We start from the raw sequence: 16,799 nt of genomic DNA on the forward strand, positions 1-16,799 counted from the left end.
CGATTAGTTTATGTCCTGTTTGGAGTCGTGCCGTTGTGGCTGTACCGGATAAATTGGATTTTCTGGAGAAGCTACAGCTGCTTTCGGAATTTCAATTACCGGGTTATTTAGTCCCACCATCAGAGGGGAGGGTGGAATTATAGACGCTGCTGAGGACGTTTGGATCGGTTCTTTTTCTGGTCGTTGCGCCAGTTGCAGCAGACTCGAACCACCAGATACTAAGCTAGATACTGCACCGATTACACAAGCAGCAACGGCTGCGCTTCCCGCTAACCAGTTGAACCGGGAGCGGCGGCGCAAGCGTGTCAATACTTGCTGAACTGTTGCTTCTGTTGATTCTGGGGCTGTGGGGACTGGGAGAGTCCGCAAGCCTTGGCGCAGCTTTAACAGTCGCGCATACAAGCATTGAACTGAGGCATCATTTGCCAGCCATTCTTCTACTTGCCTGCGTTCAGAGGCTGTGACTTCACCATCGAGGTAAGCACTCAATAACTCGAAGCGATCGCGCTTCACTATATCCATAAGACCCGTTGATTCATTGGTATGCTTGGCCATCCCATCTGACAAATCTTGAGGAAGTTGCAAAGGAGAACGGTCGTAAAACTGAGAATCAGTTGTCATCTTAACATTATTAACAATTCAGACACGGGTAAAATAGGCGGGAATTTCGGGAAAATTAGCCATTTTTCCTTCTCAGGGCAGAATCGATCTGCATCTTTCTGGTAATTCTTAATCTATGCTTAAATTCCGCCATTGGGCAGAGGCAATATACTGTAAATTAGGAGTCTAGATAATTCTGCAAGTGAGCTTGCAGTCTCGATCTAGCTCTGGCTATTCTTGACTTCACAGTTCCTAAAGAAACCCCAGTGATTTCAGCAATTTCTTCATAAGCCATGCCTTCGATTTCTCTCAGGACAATGGTAGTACGAAAAACTTCTGGTAAATCCGCGATCGCTTCCCGCAATTGCTCGTAAAATTCTCTAGTTGTCAGTTCTTCTTCGGGCCCGGGAGTATCGCCGGCGATTTCCCAATCCATCTCACCGTCCTCTACCGAGCGGGGAGCATCCAGTGACAAAGGACTAACAACCCGCTTGCGTTTCCGCAACTCATCGTAAAACAAGTTGGTGGCAATGCGGCTTAACCAGCCCCGAAATTTAGCAGGCTCTTGTAATCGGTTAATATTCCGATACACGCGAATCCAAACTTCTTGAGCTAAATCGGCTCTGTCAGCCCAATCTGGAGCTAGGTGGTATAGAACTCTATCAACTTGACTTTGATAGCGGCGTAATAACTCTGAAAACGCAACACGATCTGGTCGCAGTCCCACTTGACAGCGCAAAATTAAATCGTGGTTAGGGAGTTTGTCAACTTGCACTGATGCTTCTGGACACTTTGCATCAACCGTTGACCAGGATACAGTAATCGACTGACTCATAGATCGTACTGGCTCTAAATCATCCCTATCTATTAGACATGCTAATGGGATAGAAGTTCCATACTAAGGTGACGGATTTATTACTGGAACACGGAGGCAGACAATTTTGGATACATTTATAGCAATAAAGTGAGCCACTTTTTCCTTATACTGCTGGCATAGTTGCCCAAGACTTATCAGCTAACAAAGGCGCAACATCATGCACATTTCAGTACTTTTAGCAACTGGGTATATACGCTTGATAAAAATAATTAAATCTGGTTATTAAGGATGAAGAGAAAAATTTTGTAATTCTAACTTCTTGATACCTTTTAAATTCGGGTAATAATTGCTGGGAGTTGGGTTGCTGCGGTTATTATAATGGTGATTTATTTCTTTGATTTTATCACCACAATCGTTGCCGATTGTTCTAGTTGTGACCTGTAGATAGCACCAATGTTATGTTGCTCTGGTACGCGAACTTGAAAAAATAAATTAAGGGAAAATGTAATTGTGACTGCTAGAAATAGTTTTTCAAACATGGTTTTTCTCCCACCTACACCACTAATCATTGATTGCTATATCGCAAAAGTTCCAGCAGAAAGTCGGAGTAAAGGCTTACAACCCCCTTGGAGTTTTGCTGCTTGGGCAATTTGTATAGTCTTAGTTTGCCCAAAGGTGTTGGCAGATTTATAGCGGAAATGATAAGTATTGATAAATTTTTGATAATCGGATGATGAACCCATCCAATTGGTCGGCTGGATATGTCAGGGATAAACAATAGGCGATGGCAATGGTAAGAAACGAATCTGTAGGGCGGATGGTAATGTTGCTTTGTTTTGGCACAGCATTTTTATCTTTAGCTGTCCATTGGCGCATTACTACGGCGGTACGGCAGTCTGAGAAGTCTGCATCTACTTCGATGCGGCGAGATTCTACCCTAACCAATCCTAAGGGAAGCCGCTCAGAGGGAGTCTACAAGAATCTGTCACAAGTTAGTTTAGGGGAACTTGCACTGGGTGCATCTGTGCCACCTAGTGAAGTTGCCCAAGGCTCAACTGTCCAGAGGGCGGTTAAACCAAAGTCCTCTGCTATTAAGCCTGGAACTAAGTCGAAAATAATTAAGAAAAATGTAGTGAAAGTAGCTGATAGACGCAGAATAGTTCGGAGGACACCTACACTCAGGTCTTCTGTTATTAAGCCTCAAACTCAGCCTCAAATCATTAAGAAGAATGTAGTAGTAGCTACAACTGAACTACCAACTCAGACAAGGCTGGTGGCGCAAGCAGAAAGACAAAATCCAGTAGCGGATAGCTGGCCAAAAGGTCTATGGTCTCAGGCTTCAGCCCAACAAATACCATCTGACAGCGTAGCAAATGCCACGACGCAAGTGGTAGTTGATTTAAGCGATCGCCGCACTTATGTATACGCAGGGGATGAAGTGATAGCCAGCTACCCAATCGCTGTAGGTAAGAAAGGTTGGGAAACGCCCACAGGTTCTTTTCAGGTGATCCACATGCGGCATTATCCAATCTGGCGTCACCCGATCACGGGCAAGGTATTTCAGGCTGGTACGGATAGCCCCTTGGGAGACAGATGGATTGGTTTCTGGTCAGATGGACGGAATGAAATTGGCTTTCATGGTACACCGGATATTGACCTGGTAGGAACGGCTGTATCCCACGGCTGCTTAAGAATGCGTAATTCTGATGTCCGAATGTTGTATGAGCAAGTGAGTATAGGGACAACAGTGTTAGTACGTAATTAAGAGTCATTAGTCATTGGTCTAAGACTAATGACCAATGACCAATGACCATTAAAATTATAATTTTTGCTCAAAATTAGGTGCGTATGTTTGGAGTAAGGCACTAACTTGGCGTACAACCTCATTGCCAGTGTTTTTGCCTAAAGCTTGCCGTTCTGGGAAGAAATTGGGTCGATCCAGATAACGGTTAATCGCCTCACTTACTTGCTGAGAAATTAAGTCTTGTAGTTGTGCCAGGGCAGTTTGGCGCTGAAAGCTAGCACCTTCTTCTGTAGTAGCATACAAAGGTGGTAGCCGATTGAGGGCGTAAGCAGCAATATCGCCGACATCTAGAGAACTTTCGCTGGTGGCTTCAATTTCTGCAACTCGCGCGATCGCTTCTGTCAGTACCAATTCTTCCATAACGTTAATAAATTGTTTACGAGGTACCGCCACTACCTCACCAGTCAATAGCGCTCCCATAAGCCGATCCAGCGCCATATACTCTTCAATTGAGAGTTCCGAGGCGTTGTCACAGATTCTACCAACTTCTGCTTCCATTGCTGGTGTCAAATAACCATCCTGGAGAGCTTGTTCTACAATTTTTTCGATACTCATAACGCTTATCATCATTTATGTTGGTCAAGCAAGGTAGGGACGGTATCAATCCAATTTATTTTGCCTAATTATCAGCAAAAAAACACAAATTATGCACAGACGAGATCAATTCCGCCTCTACTAATTAACAACCTTAGTTCGCCAAGGTGTTGGATCGACAGATTGTCCGTTGACATACAGACCCCAGTGTAAATGTGGCCCCGTCGCAGCACCTGTTGAACCGACTGCGCCAATCAGTTGACCAGCTTTCACAAAATCACCTTCTTTAACGTTAATACGACTCAGGTGCATGAAAATACTGGTTACTCCTTGACCGTGGTCAATGCCAACTACGTTACCGTGTATCCGAAACCCTTGGGATACCCTACCCACCAAAGCAACTCGTCCAGGGGCTGGGGCAATTACGGCTGAACCGGCAGCACCAGCGTAGTCAAGGCCACGATGATAGTAGTCCTTTGCAAATGTACCATTATAGTAGCGACGTACACCATAGTTTGTACTCATCCGCCCTGCATTTGGCTTCAGAAATACTCCATTCCAATATTTTTCTGGTGTTTGTAGTGCCTTGAAAGCTGCCACACGCTTAAGTTCATAAGCTGTGGCATCCACTCCGGCTTTGCCAGGTGGCAAAGTAATGCGTTGTACGGGGAACTGGCGATTAAGCACATTCACTGCCAAGTTTTGTACTTGACCATCTCCCGCAACCCGAAGTGTTCTAGTTCCAGATTTTTCTAGCGGAGTAGTGGGAACTAAAGCCCGGTACTGATTGGGGGCAATTTTAAAGGCTGGGTATGTATTATTGCCATTCGCTACTGTTGGATTTGTAGCATTCTCTGGATTATCTAGATTAATCTCTACTGAGAGTGTATCCCCTAATTTAGGATTAGTTGGAGTCACCTTTACTTGTAAAGCATCTACAGGCAATGCCAAGGCGATCGGGAGAACAGCAAATATTCCCTTTAATACATTTATTGAACGGCGATTGGCTGTCAAACTTTTGATATCAAAACCGAGTAACTTCTGGTTTGAACTACTAGCGCTATTATCAATAATCATAGAGCTACAAAAATCCCTTGCTTGTGTTGGAAAATAGACTAGCTTATTTCTAGTAGTGTTTCCTGTTTTAAGTAGATGTTGTTGAAAAGTATAAGTGTTGGGAAGCGCTCCAAAGACTTATAGATAGCAGAGGGGAATGGGTAGGAAATAAAGCAGAATCATTTTTAACTGTAATTTAGTGAAAGTGAATTGGTATTAACTTTAATAATCAAGGTGTATTACATTGGCAATTATCTTAAAATTTAATTAGATTGATGGCAAAGACGCTTTTGTGGCTTGCCAGAGGGATCATTTGTTAGACAACAAAAGAAACTCGTTTGGATTATAGCCATTACATAATAATACTTGAAGAAAATCTTGGAATCAACTGGACACTTGTTCAACTGGACACTCATGCTACACTGTTAATTTAAAATTTGTGTAAGTAAATCACGCAAACCAGATGATGAGTGCTGATTACTCAGTGCTTAAGAAGCTAAGTACTAATTTGCATAAGCCCGCAGATAGGATACAAAGAGCCAGAATAAAGATACCTCCACATTCTCTCAATTCAATCCTAGTTCTTCTTTCAATGCCTCCGGCACATTAACAGCTGTCTCTAACCCGCGCACACCTTCCCATTGCTGCTTTTTACCCCATGTCATTTTTTCCATATTGGCATCGCTGAGGTCTGCACCACCAAGAATGGCATAGTTGAGGTTGCTGTTGCTGAGATTCGCACCATTGAGGATGGCACCACTGAGATTACTGCCACTGAGGTTAGCACTGTTAAGGTTGGCATAGCTAAAGTCTGTACCGAAAAGGATAGCGTCGGTGAGGTCTGCACCACTGAGGTCGGCTTCACTGAGAATAACCCCACTGAGGTCAGCTTCGTTGAGAGTTACCCGGCTCAGGTCTACGCCACTGAGGTCTGCACCTAAGAACATTGCGCCGTTAAGTCTGGCATTGTTAAGTTTAGCACCGTTAAGTTTGGCATAGCTGAGATCGGCAGCGATGAGGATGGCATTACTAAGGTTGGTACTGAAAAGAATTGTGTCACTGAGGTTAGTACCGTTGAGGATAGCGTGACTCAAATCAGCGCCACTGAGGTCAGCGCGGCAGAGGTCAGCATGGTTAAGGTTGACACTGCTGAGGTTGGCTTCGCTGAGATTGGCACCGAAAAGGATGGCATTACTGAGGTCAGCATGGCTAAGGTTGGTGCTGCTGAGGTCGGCGCGGTTGAGGTCAGCGCGGCTGAGGTCAGCATGGCTAAGGTTGGTGCTGCTAAGGTCGGCACGGTTGAGGTCGGCGCGGCTAAGGTTGGTGCTGCTAAGGTTGGCACCACTAAGGTTAGTGCTACTGAGGTCGGCACCACTGAGGTTAGCACCACTGAGGTTGGCACCACTGAGGTTGGCATCACCGAGGTTGGCACCGCTAAGGTTGGCACCTATGAAGTTGACCCCAGTTAAGTTGGCATCACCGAGATAAGCAAGGCTTAGGTCAGCACCGCTAAAGTCTGCCCCGGTGAGGTTGGCATCGCCTAAGTAAGCACTGCGAAAGTTACCGCCTTTGAGAAATTGCCCGACTATACTGCTAAAATTGCCAATTTCTAGGGCATCACTATAGTTTATGACCCGTAGCAGTTGGGATGTGAAAAAATTGTCTGTATCGGGTTGAGCAGATGGATAGAAGGTGATTTTTTGTTTGAGTTCATCTTGCCCTTGGGCATAGCGGTGTAACTCTAACAATAAAATCAGTACGTTCAGCCCTGTATATATGTCTACCTGTCTTAACCCGATCGCAATATTTTGTGCCGCTAGTTTTGCTCTTGTCTTCTGAGGTAGGTTATCATCTGGTATCCCATCGATAAATTCTCCCTGACACCAGCGACGATAAAAATCTTCTAGCCGCCAGAAAAGTATTTCTGGACTAATTTTTTGATTAGCCACAATAAATTGGATTATTTGATTGACTATTTCTGGTTTCAGCGCTCCATTGCCCAGTAAATCATAAATCTCTTCATGCATCTGGCGATGTCTACAACGGAATACGCTTACGCCTACTCTCAAGCAAAAATCCGATGGTAGCGTGTCCGATGTCCGATCGCCTATCTTAGAAGTCAAACCGCTCCTTAGTATTGTCCATTTTTCTAAACTTTCTTGCAGTCTTTGAGACCATAAATCTTCCTGCAAATTATCTTGAGTAAATTTAACGCTTTTGTCTGGTTCTTTAATACTTTTTTCTAGAGGTAAAACTACTTCAGTTTCCACAGATGTCTTCTTTGGCATCTCTTGTAAACTTATATCCCTCACATAATTTCTCAGCAGTTGCCAGACTTGAGATAAATATGTTGACATTTTTGTGTCCGTTGTTACATTTAATTTACTGTTTTGATAATCTGGAACTAAAAATTTTTCTGTGCTAGTTTGCTTCTCATTGACAAAAATGAATAGTATCAATAAATACTACACGAAAAATATCATGCGTTGTCGATATCTACGATGGGCTACACTGACAGCGTTTCTGGAGGATAGCTTCTCGCTACCCTTTAGTCACCTCAAGCTTCTTCTGCTGATACAAATAAAGTGTCATCAGAAAAATTACTTCAAAAATCAAGTATTTTTCCGAATTTCGTTAATTTGTTATACTTTTTTCCCCAGATATTTACTACTCTGATGTAAAAATCAGAAAAAAGCAGGCTAAATAGCTTGGAAAAAGTTAAAAATTACGGGATAGTTATCAGGGAATTGATGCGATGAAGAACAGATTAACTTTTTATATAATTTTGTTACATAGTTTATTTTTAGGAATAGCAACGGCTAGCGCCAAGTCACCATCTTTGAATAGAGTTGATACAGAGTTGTTAGCGAACCATAAGGCTGTGCAAGTTATAGAATCTGTAGTTACAGCCAATAGTCAGTTAACGACAGAAACTGATTCAACTAAAATCTCAGCTTTATCACTCAAGAATATCAATATTCCTCAGAAACAGAGGCTACCATCAGGGCAAGTTTGGGTGGTTAATCAAAATAAACACGCACAACCTCAACCGTTTATTTGGGTAGTAAAAGATCCTCAAAAAGTAGCACAGCAACCATTTTTACAAGTTGCCAAACCTCCAGAAAAGCCTAAACCTGGCAAAACACCAACAGCAAAGGATGAGTTAGAGGTATTTGATGAGGTAGTGAAAAACACCCAAAAGTCAGGGGGACTATTTACCCTTTATCGCAATAAAGAAAAGAATAAAATTTATCTAGAAATTAAGCCAGAGCAACTCAACAAAAATTACCTAGCTACCGCAACCCTGGAATCGGGCATTGGCGAACGAGGTATTTATAGTGGTATGCCTCTACAAGATTTTTTATTTTATTTCCAACGGGTGGATGATAAATTAAACTTTGTCATCCGCAATGTCAATTTTCGCACTCGTGAGGGAGATCCTCAAGTGCGATCGCTAGCTCGGTCTTTTAGTGATTCTGTTCTCTACAGCATTGCAATTAAAAGCATTCATCCACAACGCAAAACTATTCTCATCGACTTGGGCGATTTATTACTGACAGATTTAGGTGGATTATCTGTAAGTTTAGGAGTCCCAGGAACCACTGACCAGTCCTATTTTGGTACTGCTAAAGCTTTTCCTCAAAACTTAGAAATTGAGTCCATTTTAAATTTCTCTGGTGGCCCTGGTCATGAGACTGAAGTACCAGGCTTCGCATCGCTACCTGACAACCGTGGCTTTACCCTGCGCGTCCACTATAGTCTCTCCCAACTACCTGATAAAGATTATCGACCGCGCCTTGCTGACGATCGCATCGGTTATTTCATCACTGCCTATCAAGATTTATCCAAAGACGATCGCGGCGATTCTTTTGTCCGCTACATAAATCGTTGGGATTTAGAAAAACAAGACCCAAAAGCAGTAATTTCTCGCCCCAAAAAACCGATTGTCTTTTGGATTGATAACGCTGTGCCCTTAGAGTACCGCGATGCGATGAAAGAAGGCATCTTAATGTGGAACAAGGCCTTTCTGAAAGCTGGATTTAAGGATGCAATTGAAGTCCGCCAAATGCCCGATGATGCAACATGGGATCCTGCTGATATTCGTTACAACACAGTTCGCTGGATCAATACAGTCGATGGTTATTTTGCAATGGGGCCATCCCGCGTTAATCCTTTGACTGGGGAAATTTTGGATGCAGACATTCTCGTAGATGCCAGCTTTATCCGGGCACTCAAAAATGAGTATCGCAAAATCGTCCAACCCAACCAAGCACAAAACCAGACTACTCTATCAGCTTTGATGCAAAATCGGCTACTTTGCGCCAATGGGTTAGATGCAAAAAACAATGGTGTACCCCAGCAGATGGAAGGGCAACAGGGGTTGTTAAATCGTTTATCTAAAATGGCAGGCGAGTACGATTTATGCTATGGGATGGAAGCTGCTAATCAATTTGCCCTTGGTTCACTGGCGATGTCACTATTGCCAGATACGATGGCCACTCCAGACCAGGTGAAAGAATATATCAATCAATATTTACGTTTAATCATCGCTCACGAAGTTGGACATACCCTTGGTTTACGTCATAACTTCCGTGGTAGTACTCTGTTAGCACCACAGGAGATGAATAATACAGAAATTACTAAAAATAAAGGTCTGACAACTTCCGTAATGGATTACATTCCCCCAAATATTGCCCCTCAAGGGACAAAACAGGGAGATTATTTTCCTAGTATGGTGGGGCCTTATGATGAATGGGCGATTAAGTACGGCTACATACCAATTAAGACATCAACTCCCATAGCAGAGAAGCCAATTTTGGAAGAAATTGCTGCACAATCCTATAAGCCAGAGTTGAGTTATTCTACAGATGAAGATGTGTATGACCTTGACCCAACTGCTGATGCTTGGGATAATAGCAGTAATGTGCTGCTTTATTCTCAGTGGCAGTTGAATAATTCGCGGGTGATGTGGCAACGTCTTGATAAGCGTTACCCATTAGCTGGTGATGGTTACAGCGATGTGAGCGAACGTTTTAGCACAGTATTGGGTAACTATTTTCAGCAAATATACTACACTACAAAATACATTGGGGGACAGTCTTTCTATCGGATTCACCCTAGCGAAATACCCTCTGGAGTTAGCCAACACAGATTACCATTTGAACCAGTACCAGTTGAAGAACAACGGCAAGCTTTAGAGACGCTGCAAAAGTATGTGTTTGCAGAGGATGCCCTGAGCTTTTCACCAGAACTACTGAATAAATTAGCACCTTCCCGTTGGCGACATTGGGGTAGTTCTCCGCGAGTTGGCCGTTTAGATTTTCCTATTCATGACTTGGTGCTACTCATGCAGGGTTCTGTGCTCCGGGATTTACTCTCAGGCGATCGCCTTTCTCGGCTCAAGGATATTGAACTCAAAACGAAACCAGAAAATGCACTGACTCTACCGGAACTATTTGACACCTTGCAATCAGGGATCTGGACAGAAGTAATCAAACCAAAAGGGAAGCCAATGAAGATTTCTAGTTTGCGGCGAGGCTTGCAGCGCCAATATCTAGACATTTTGACGGCTATGGTATTACGTAAAGAATCTGTACCAGAAGATGCTCGGACTTTAGCTTGGTATAAACTAAAACAACTAGATGAGCAACTGAAAGGGGTGAATTCCGAGGATGAATACACCAAAGCGCACTTACTAGAAACGCGCGATCGCATCGAGAAAGTCTTAAACGCACCCTTGCAAGGAAATTAAAAAAGTTAGAGACGCGATTAATCAGCTTTTTCTTAGGAATGCAAACTTAATAACCTGCAATTCTGACGGAATGGAGAATGGTGCGGTACTCTCCTTGCTAACACACGCTACTTTTACACTTTATTTAATCCACGTTCCTTAGTTCTTTTTGGAGAGATGTCGTCATATATTTCTATAACGACATCTCCCAACAATCGACTAACAAAAAGCATTCAACGAGTTAATGAGCTTTAGTTTTCCCTACCTTGAAACCTTTCCTGCTCAAGCATTCTTCATCGATCGGCAACAAAATTTCTTAACGCCGTCTGCTACCAAAACCACTTGAGCGGCGGGGTGCTGTACTACGTCCACTACCAAAACTACTGCCAGAATTGCGCTTAGTAGTGCTGGAGTTACCAGAGGGTCGCAAGTTACTACCACCAAAACCAGAACCAGAAGGACGGCTATTACCTGTAGTGCTACGCGGTGTATTGCGTACATTTGAATTTCCAGGATATGACCTTCTAATTGTCCCTGTATTGCGGAACGCAGTGCGATTTGTCACGGCTGCGGGTGGCGCATTGTAGCGAGTTTGGTAGCTTTGAACTGCTTGGCCATAACTTCCGCCATATCCACCGAAGCCACTTAATCCTTGTCCTGATTGATAGACAGGAGGTACATAATACTGAGGTCTAAACAACATACTACCAATTGCTTGTCCCGCCAAGCTACCAGCCACAGACCCAGCAAATGGTGCCCAGAAGCTATTTTCTCGACGGACTACAACCGTCTCTTGTTGTCCTGTTTGGGGATTGGTTTTATTCTCGGTAACGTTGTGGACGTACTCAAGTTTAAAGTCTTCCGTCAGATATAAAATCGGTTGTCCTTTGTCTACCTTCAGATATGTCTTCTTACCCTGCTTGATTTCATCATCAGTTAACCGTGCCATTTGCAGATTTTCGGTTGCAAAGGTTGGCGGCTTGTTGTTCAGTAAAAACAGGTTATATTCACCACTTGCATCGTCATAAGTGGCTTGTTGTATTTGATACTCACCGTCACTTAGCTTTGTGGTATTAGAGGTTTGGTTAACGTTCTTAGCCGAGGGATTAGTTTGGTTTTCGCCACCACAAGCGACAGTTGTGATACACAAACTCAGAGCTAAAAAAACTGCTGTAAATTTACGTACTATGGTCATGATCATTGGATTATTGTCCTATCTCTGAGCTTAACAATTTCTCGATGTGAGTAGTAAGTACGGACTACCCAACAGATTATAAAGGAATCAATTCTGGGTAATATTGCAACAGTTGGTCGCTAGTGAGGTCATCACCTAACTGTGCAGGGGAGAAATGCACTTGGATTGCTTGTAATCTATGTTTATAATGCAAATTTATCAATGCTTTCAATCCTTCTTTAAGTGCCTGAACGTTAGAAAGATCGGTTTCTAACTCTGGGACTTCTCCTTCATAAGCTACTGTAATCATCACAATGACATTACGGGTTACAGGTATAGATAAAGGTTCATTCGAGCTAGAGTCAGAGTTGTAATCTGGTTCGCTGAGATATCTTTCGGCCGAGTCAGTAAATAATTCGTTAACGTAATCTCCCGCCTCGCCTTCATCCCAAAATACATCACCTTCGTTGGCAGCCGAAAGCCAATATTCATCGTATTGCAACAGGGTTTGGCTAATTTCTACCAATCCTTCTCCTAAAACTTCTAAGTCACCATCGACATCGATCGCATCCCGTCCAGCACTATTTAATACTCCCAAAATTGGTGCTACTTCACCTCCCCCTAAGTGCAGAAATAAGCGAAAGACTACATAGCGAGTCCGACCGATCATTTTATTAAAGGTATCGCGCATTTTTGTCCTCCATAAATTTGATTTTTGTCATTGGTCATTTGTCAATAATCTAATAACTAATGCCCTATTTGCCATTCCATATTCCCCATTTCTAATTACTAATATAGTGAAATCCTTTGACAAAATCTGTAACCATATTTAACGAAGGCAATATATCATATTTTATTGACTCATTAGATATATCATCATAAGTTGAAGCATTGAGAGCAGAACGATTAATAAATCTTTTCCCAAAGTTGGGATTGTCATGAACAATCAAAGTGTGGGCGCTAGAATTTGTTAGAATTATTTGGGTTGGGGCTTTACAAAAATTTAACTTTGCGGCTACTTCAATATTTTTTTTTGTCTGTTTAATTGTTGTAGCCTGATTGATGGCTTGCTCTAGAAGAATATTTAATTGTTTCACAATAAGGGGTGATTTTAGCGATTTTAAATCTTGGTTTGTAATAACTTCACTGTTAATCATTTCCACCACACTGGCAATACTCTTTTGAGTAGATGCCGCATCTAGAAAGGGAAGAATCACAATGTAAGCAGTGGAAAATAATGCTTCGTCGCTATCTATATAAAATGTGAAAACGGTTCGACGACGACCACTTTCTATGCTTGGAGGTTGTTTCAGCCCTCGGTATTCCTGAGCAATTTGGTAGTAAGCGCCTGCGATCGCAAAATTGGCTTCGTGTTCTAAGGCTGCATCAACAATAATGCGGATTGTGGGCGGTGTTTCGTTAAAAAAGTCTCGTGAGTCTTCGGAATGGAACTTCTGGATAATGGAGCGATCGCCGGCTGGGCTAAGATCGACCCATTCACAAATCATCCCTTCGGTTTTTAAACCAAACCTGGAGGTGGCATAAAGCTTGGCCCCAGTTAAAGTTGCTCCTGTTAAGTCAGCACCAATCCATTCCGCCCTAATTAATTTTGCCTGGGTCAAATCGGCGTGGATGAAAATTGTATTCGTTAAATTAGCATTGGTTAAATCTGCGCCAATTAAAGTAGCCCCGCTCAATTTTGCGCCGCTCAAATCTGCCCACCGGAGGTTCGCGCCGCTCAAATCTGCCCACCGGAGGTTCGCGCCGCTCAAATCTGCTCCGCTCAAGTTAGCATGATTGAGATTCGCTTGTCTGAGTTCGGTATCTCGCAAATTTGCACCACTCAGGTCACAACGACTGAGGTCACTAGCATTTAAGTTAGCCATCTCTAAATTTGCTCCCGTCAAAGAAGCGCCTCTCAAGACAGTCTCGCTCAAATTAGCGTGGCGGAGATTTGCTTGGCGGAGTGTCGCCTCTCGCAAATCAGCGCTGGTGAGGTCAGCCTCCGACAGGTCAGCGCGACTGAGGTCAGCGCGAATTAACTCAGTGCGAATCAACAAGGCTCCTTTAAGTTGAGCGCGACTGAGATCGGCTCGAATCAAATTAGCGACATTGAGACTAGCGTTATTCAAAATGGCGCTGCATAGATTCGCACCACTGAGTCTGGCTACATTCAACTTGGCATTGCTCAAGTTAGCTTCACTCAGATTCGCGCCACTGAGGTTAGCTATACTCAAATTAGCATTGCTAAGATTCACGCCACTGAGTTTTACCCCACTCAGATTAGCTTCCGCAAGGTCAACGCCACTAAAGTTTAAGACTCCTGCTGCGTATTTTTCTAGTAATTCCTCTACAGTCATCGATGCTACCCCTTGGATGCCAACTTCAATAGTTGGTAAAGTCATTAAAAACGGAATGTCAAAATCAAAAATGAATATTGGGATTTTAGGACTGGGACTAATCGGCGGATCTTTGGGCTTTGATTTGCGATCGCAAGGACATCATATCTTAGGAGTCAGTCGCCGTGAATCTACCTGTGAAAAGGCAGTTGCTATCGGCAGTGTTGATGAAGCATCAGTCGATCTGAGTCTCTTAGCAGCCGCAGAGGTTGTATTTATTTGTACACCTCTAGCGCTTATTGTGCCCCAATTGCAGCAAACGATCGCTCATTTGTCTACTACTACCGTGGTCACTGACGTGGGTTCGGCAAAAGCACAGATAGTCAAGGCGATTTCTCCCCTTTGGGATAATTTTATCGGCGGTCATCCAATGGCGGGAAGAACAGACAGTGGCATAGAAGCTGCACAACGGAATTTATTTGTTGATAAACCTTATGTATTAACACCGACAGCTAGAACACCAACTAATGCAATTGCGGTTGTAGAAGAAATTGTGCGATCGCTGGGGGCTAATATCTATTATTGTCAACCAGAGCAACACGACCGTGCGGTTAGCTGGATTTCTCATTTACCTGTAATGGTCAGTTCCTCGTTGATTGCGGCTTGTTTGAGTGAAACTGACCCCGATGTTTTAGAATTAGCCCAAAAGTTAGCTAGTTCAGGTTTTCGAGATACCAGCCGTGTAGGTGGTGGGAATCCAGAGTTAGGCGTGATGATGGCGCAGTATAATCGTCAAGCATTGCTGCGATCGCTGCAACAGTATCGTCACAATCTCGATGAGTTGACTAACTTAATTGAGCAAGAAAATTGGGCAGTTTTAGAGCAAAAATTGAAATCAACGGGTAAGGCACGACCTGATTTTGTTGATTAAAATTCAGTAATCAGGAGTCAAAATTAATTCTGAATTCTGACTGAAAAAGCGGATAAATGGGTTTTATCCCCCTACTCAATCTGCAATTTAGTAGTTAATGAGAAATCCGCAAACGTCTTGATTCTGACTTCTAAATTCTGACTCCTGAATTCTTCTTCAAGAATGCTTTTTGAGATAGTTGATAAACTTAGGTGACTACTTTCTTGGTAAATCAATAAACATAGCTATTTAATAATTTTAACAATAAAATCTTTAAAAAATGCTACTTAACAGTTTGACAGTCACCAAACCGATGTACTATACAGATAAATTTACAAAAATCAACAATGGTAGAACGTCCAATCAAGAAATCGGAACGTCAGTCCCAAGCAAGTACTGACAACAATTCCGAAAACACGGATTCTATAACTCCGATTGAATCCAACCCTAAAAGCTCAAAACCGAGCCGTAATCGCTCGTCAGGCACAGGTAAAAAAGCATCCTACAGCGATGAAAACAAGCAACAGGGGAATCCTGCCCTAGCCCGTGGACCAAAACCCGTTAAACCTCCAGTTAAAGTCCAAACAGAAGAACTTGAAACCGAATCGGAAACTATCTCTGAGGAGTCTCAAGACTAACGTTACTCCTGCGTGTGATGTGGGAGGCTTTAACTCGTCTTTATAAGTATATGAAGACAGGATTTCTGCCTCCGAAGGCAGTAATTATGCCCCCCATCACCATTGGGTTATTCTTAATATTGAATATTTAATAGCTTTCACTAATCAATTTCTGTAACTAACCATTGCCACTCAGTAACTATAGTGTTGGATATCTTGAGAACCAATTGCTGTCCACTAAAGAGAGGTACATAAAGTTTGATTGCATCAGTTGTTGGCAGTTTCGATAAGATATTAGTTAGGTTATATTCTCCCACATTGGGGACAGGTGTAGTCAAAGCATAAGCATCTGATGCACTCAGCAATTTTCCGACTGCTGTCTCAATCAACAACGGTTGGGGGTGAGCAATTTCAACGACACCCGGAAAAGCAACTAAGCGCAACCGCAAGTCTTTTACTGCACTGGTGTAATTCTGTTTGAATAGCAGTACTTGCCAAGCATATCCTTTTTCATCTTTGATCGATACTTGTGAATGGTAGCGTAAGATACCAGGAGAGTCATGATGTTGACGCAACAGTGCTTGGGCTGACTCCACACCCCATCCACATACGGTTAATGTGAGAAACCCTACTAGGGCACAACACCAAAAATATTGTTGAAATTTTCGCTTCATTTGACGCATTTTACAGCAGAATTCAGGGTTAGAGCCGGGGATGCTCCACCGAGATGTCAAAATTCTCTGTCAAATCAACCTTCTAATCTTAAAACTGTGGTGTATGCTGAAATAAATAGCGATGTCTATGACGGGCTATGCCTACGCATCATTTGGTTAACTCTCCCAATTAACGGTGGATTGGCAGATTTAGCAAGTGTATGGGAAATCCTCGGCCCTATTAGTAAACTCCGCCTTAGCATTTCTCCAAGTTACAGTTATACTGCCATCATTGCTACTTTTATTGGCCAGTTCAGTACATTGAGTATTATTTTATTCAGTCTTTTTATGGCACTTTTGTACGTAGTTATGTAGGCAGCGAATTAGTACAGATAAAATTGGGACTTCCCTTGGCTTTAGCTGGGATGTTTCAAGGTATTTTATTCTTTTTTCTTTTAGCAGTATATATATTAATTTACAAAAGAGTCCGAGCGAGCTAAGTGGAGAGTGAGGGAGATGAGGCACTAAGTAATAGTAACTAATTATTCCCAGTCCCCATTACCC

At 42.8% G+C, this 16,799-nt stretch carries 16 protein-coding genes; 5 read left to right on the forward strand and 11 right to left on the reverse strand.

What is annotated here, in order from left to right; genetic code table 11:
- Positions 1 to 3: 3 nt before the first annotated feature.
- The 4 genes from CDG79_RS25060 to CDG79_RS42740 form a co-directional block, all read right to left on the reverse strand.
- Positions 4 to 621 (reverse strand): anti-sigma factor family protein, encoded by a 618-nt coding sequence (locus CDG79_RS25060; protein WP_094344553.1) that lies wholly within the window; start codon positions 619 to 621, stop codon positions 4 to 6.
- A gap of 157 nt (positions 622 to 778) precedes the next feature.
- Positions 779 to 1,435 (reverse strand): sigma-70 family RNA polymerase sigma factor, encoded by a 657-nt coding sequence (locus CDG79_RS25065; protein WP_094331310.1) that lies wholly within the window; start codon positions 1,433 to 1,435, stop codon positions 779 to 781.
- A gap of 368 nt (positions 1,436 to 1,803) precedes the next feature.
- A complete protein-coding gene (locus CDG79_RS42735; protein WP_189525119.1) occupies positions 1,804 to 1,986 on the reverse strand; it encodes a hypothetical protein in 183 nt (60 codons plus the stop codon).
- Between the two features lie 6 nt (positions 1,987 to 1,992).
- On the reverse strand, positions 1,993 to 2,160 hold the full coding sequence (locus CDG79_RS42740; protein WP_189525120.1) for a hypothetical protein: 168 nt from the start codon (positions 2,158 to 2,160) through the stop codon (positions 1,993 to 1,995).
- Between the two features lie 41 nt (positions 2,161 to 2,201).
- Here CDG79_RS42740 and CDG79_RS25070 point away from each other — a divergent pair, with 41 nt between their 5' ends.
- Entirely contained in the window at positions 2,202 to 3,182 is a 981-nt protein-coding gene (locus tag CDG79_RS25070; protein ID WP_223278306.1) for a L,D-transpeptidase, read from the forward strand.
- 54 nt (positions 3,183 to 3,236) lie between these two features.
- Here the strand turns inward: CDG79_RS25070 and CDG79_RS25075 are convergent, their stop codons facing one another.
- The 3 genes from CDG79_RS25075 to CDG79_RS25085 form a co-directional block, all read right to left on the reverse strand.
- A complete protein-coding gene (locus CDG79_RS25075) occupies positions 3,237 to 3,776 on the reverse strand; it encodes a late competence development ComFB family protein (RefSeq protein WP_094331309.1) in 540 nt (179 codons plus the stop codon).
- A 120-nt stretch (positions 3,777 to 3,896) separates the two neighbouring features.
- A complete protein-coding gene (locus CDG79_RS25080) occupies positions 3,897 to 4,832 on the reverse strand; it encodes a M23 family metallopeptidase (protein ID WP_094344554.1) in 936 nt (311 codons plus the stop codon).
- 545 nt (positions 4,833 to 5,377) lie between these two features.
- The gene (locus CDG79_RS25085; protein ID WP_094344563.1) at positions 5,378 to 7,168 is read right to left on the reverse strand and encodes a pentapeptide repeat-containing protein; all 1,791 of its coding nucleotides are present in this window, start codon (positions 7,166 to 7,168) and stop codon (positions 5,378 to 5,380) included.
- A 398-nt stretch (positions 7,169 to 7,566) separates the two neighbouring features.
- On the opposite strand from CDG79_RS25085, the gene CDG79_RS25090 reads away from it, so the two are divergent.
- Entirely contained in the window at positions 7,567 to 10,563 is a 2,997-nt protein-coding gene (locus CDG79_RS25090; protein ID WP_094344555.1) for a zinc-dependent metalloprotease, read from the forward strand.
- 295 nt (positions 10,564 to 10,858) lie between these two features.
- Here CDG79_RS25090 and CDG79_RS25095 read toward each other — a convergent pair whose 3' ends face one another.
- The 3 genes from CDG79_RS25095 to CDG79_RS25105 form a co-directional block, all read right to left on the reverse strand.
- Positions 10,859 to 11,743, reverse strand: a complete 885-nt coding sequence (locus CDG79_RS25095; RefSeq protein ID WP_094344556.1) for a hypothetical protein — start codon at positions 11,741 to 11,743, stop codon at positions 10,859 to 10,861.
- A 70-nt stretch (positions 11,744 to 11,813) separates the two neighbouring features.
- On the reverse strand, positions 11,814 to 12,407 hold the full coding sequence (locus tag CDG79_RS25100; RefSeq protein ID WP_094344557.1) for a DUF1517 domain-containing protein: 594 nt from the start codon (positions 12,405 to 12,407) through the stop codon (positions 11,814 to 11,816).
- A 91-nt stretch (positions 12,408 to 12,498) separates the two neighbouring features.
- Positions 12,499 to 14,076, reverse strand: coding sequence for a pentapeptide repeat-containing protein (locus tag CDG79_RS25105; RefSeq protein WP_094344564.1), 1,578 nt, complete (start codon positions 14,074 to 14,076; stop codon positions 12,499 to 12,501).
- Between the two features lie 70 nt (positions 14,077 to 14,146).
- Here CDG79_RS25105 and CDG79_RS25110 point away from each other — a divergent pair, with 70 nt between their 5' ends.
- Positions 14,147 to 14,986, forward strand: a complete 840-nt coding sequence (locus CDG79_RS25110; protein ID WP_094344558.1) for a prephenate/arogenate dehydrogenase — start codon at positions 14,147 to 14,149, stop codon at positions 14,984 to 14,986.
- 326 nt (positions 14,987 to 15,312) lie between these two features.
- Positions 15,313 to 15,603, forward strand: coding sequence for a hypothetical protein (locus tag CDG79_RS25115; RefSeq protein ID WP_094344559.1), 291 nt, complete (start codon positions 15,313 to 15,315; stop codon positions 15,601 to 15,603).
- 140 nt (positions 15,604 to 15,743) lie between these two features.
- Here the strand turns inward: CDG79_RS25115 and CDG79_RS25120 are convergent, their stop codons facing one another.
- Entirely contained in the window at positions 15,744 to 16,256 is a 513-nt protein-coding gene (locus CDG79_RS25120) for a DUF3122 domain-containing protein (protein WP_223278307.1), read from the reverse strand.
- Here CDG79_RS25120 and CDG79_RS25125 point away from each other — a divergent pair.
- Positions 16,239 to 16,610 carry an ABC transporter permease gene (locus CDG79_RS25125; RefSeq protein ID WP_189525121.1) on the forward strand — a complete coding sequence of 124 codons (372 nt, stop codon included), beginning with the start codon at positions 16,239 to 16,241 and terminating at the stop codon, positions 16,608 to 16,610. The two genes, CDG79_RS25120 and CDG79_RS25125, sit on opposite strands and share 18 nt — an antisense overlap.
- Positions 16,611 to 16,799: the final 189 nt, after the last annotated feature.

Source organism: Nostoc sp. 'Peltigera membranacea cyanobiont' 232 (genome assembly GCF_002245985.1).
In the GTDB taxonomy this organism is placed as follows: Bacteria; Cyanobacteriota; Cyanobacteriia; order Cyanobacteriales; family Nostocaceae; genus Nostoc.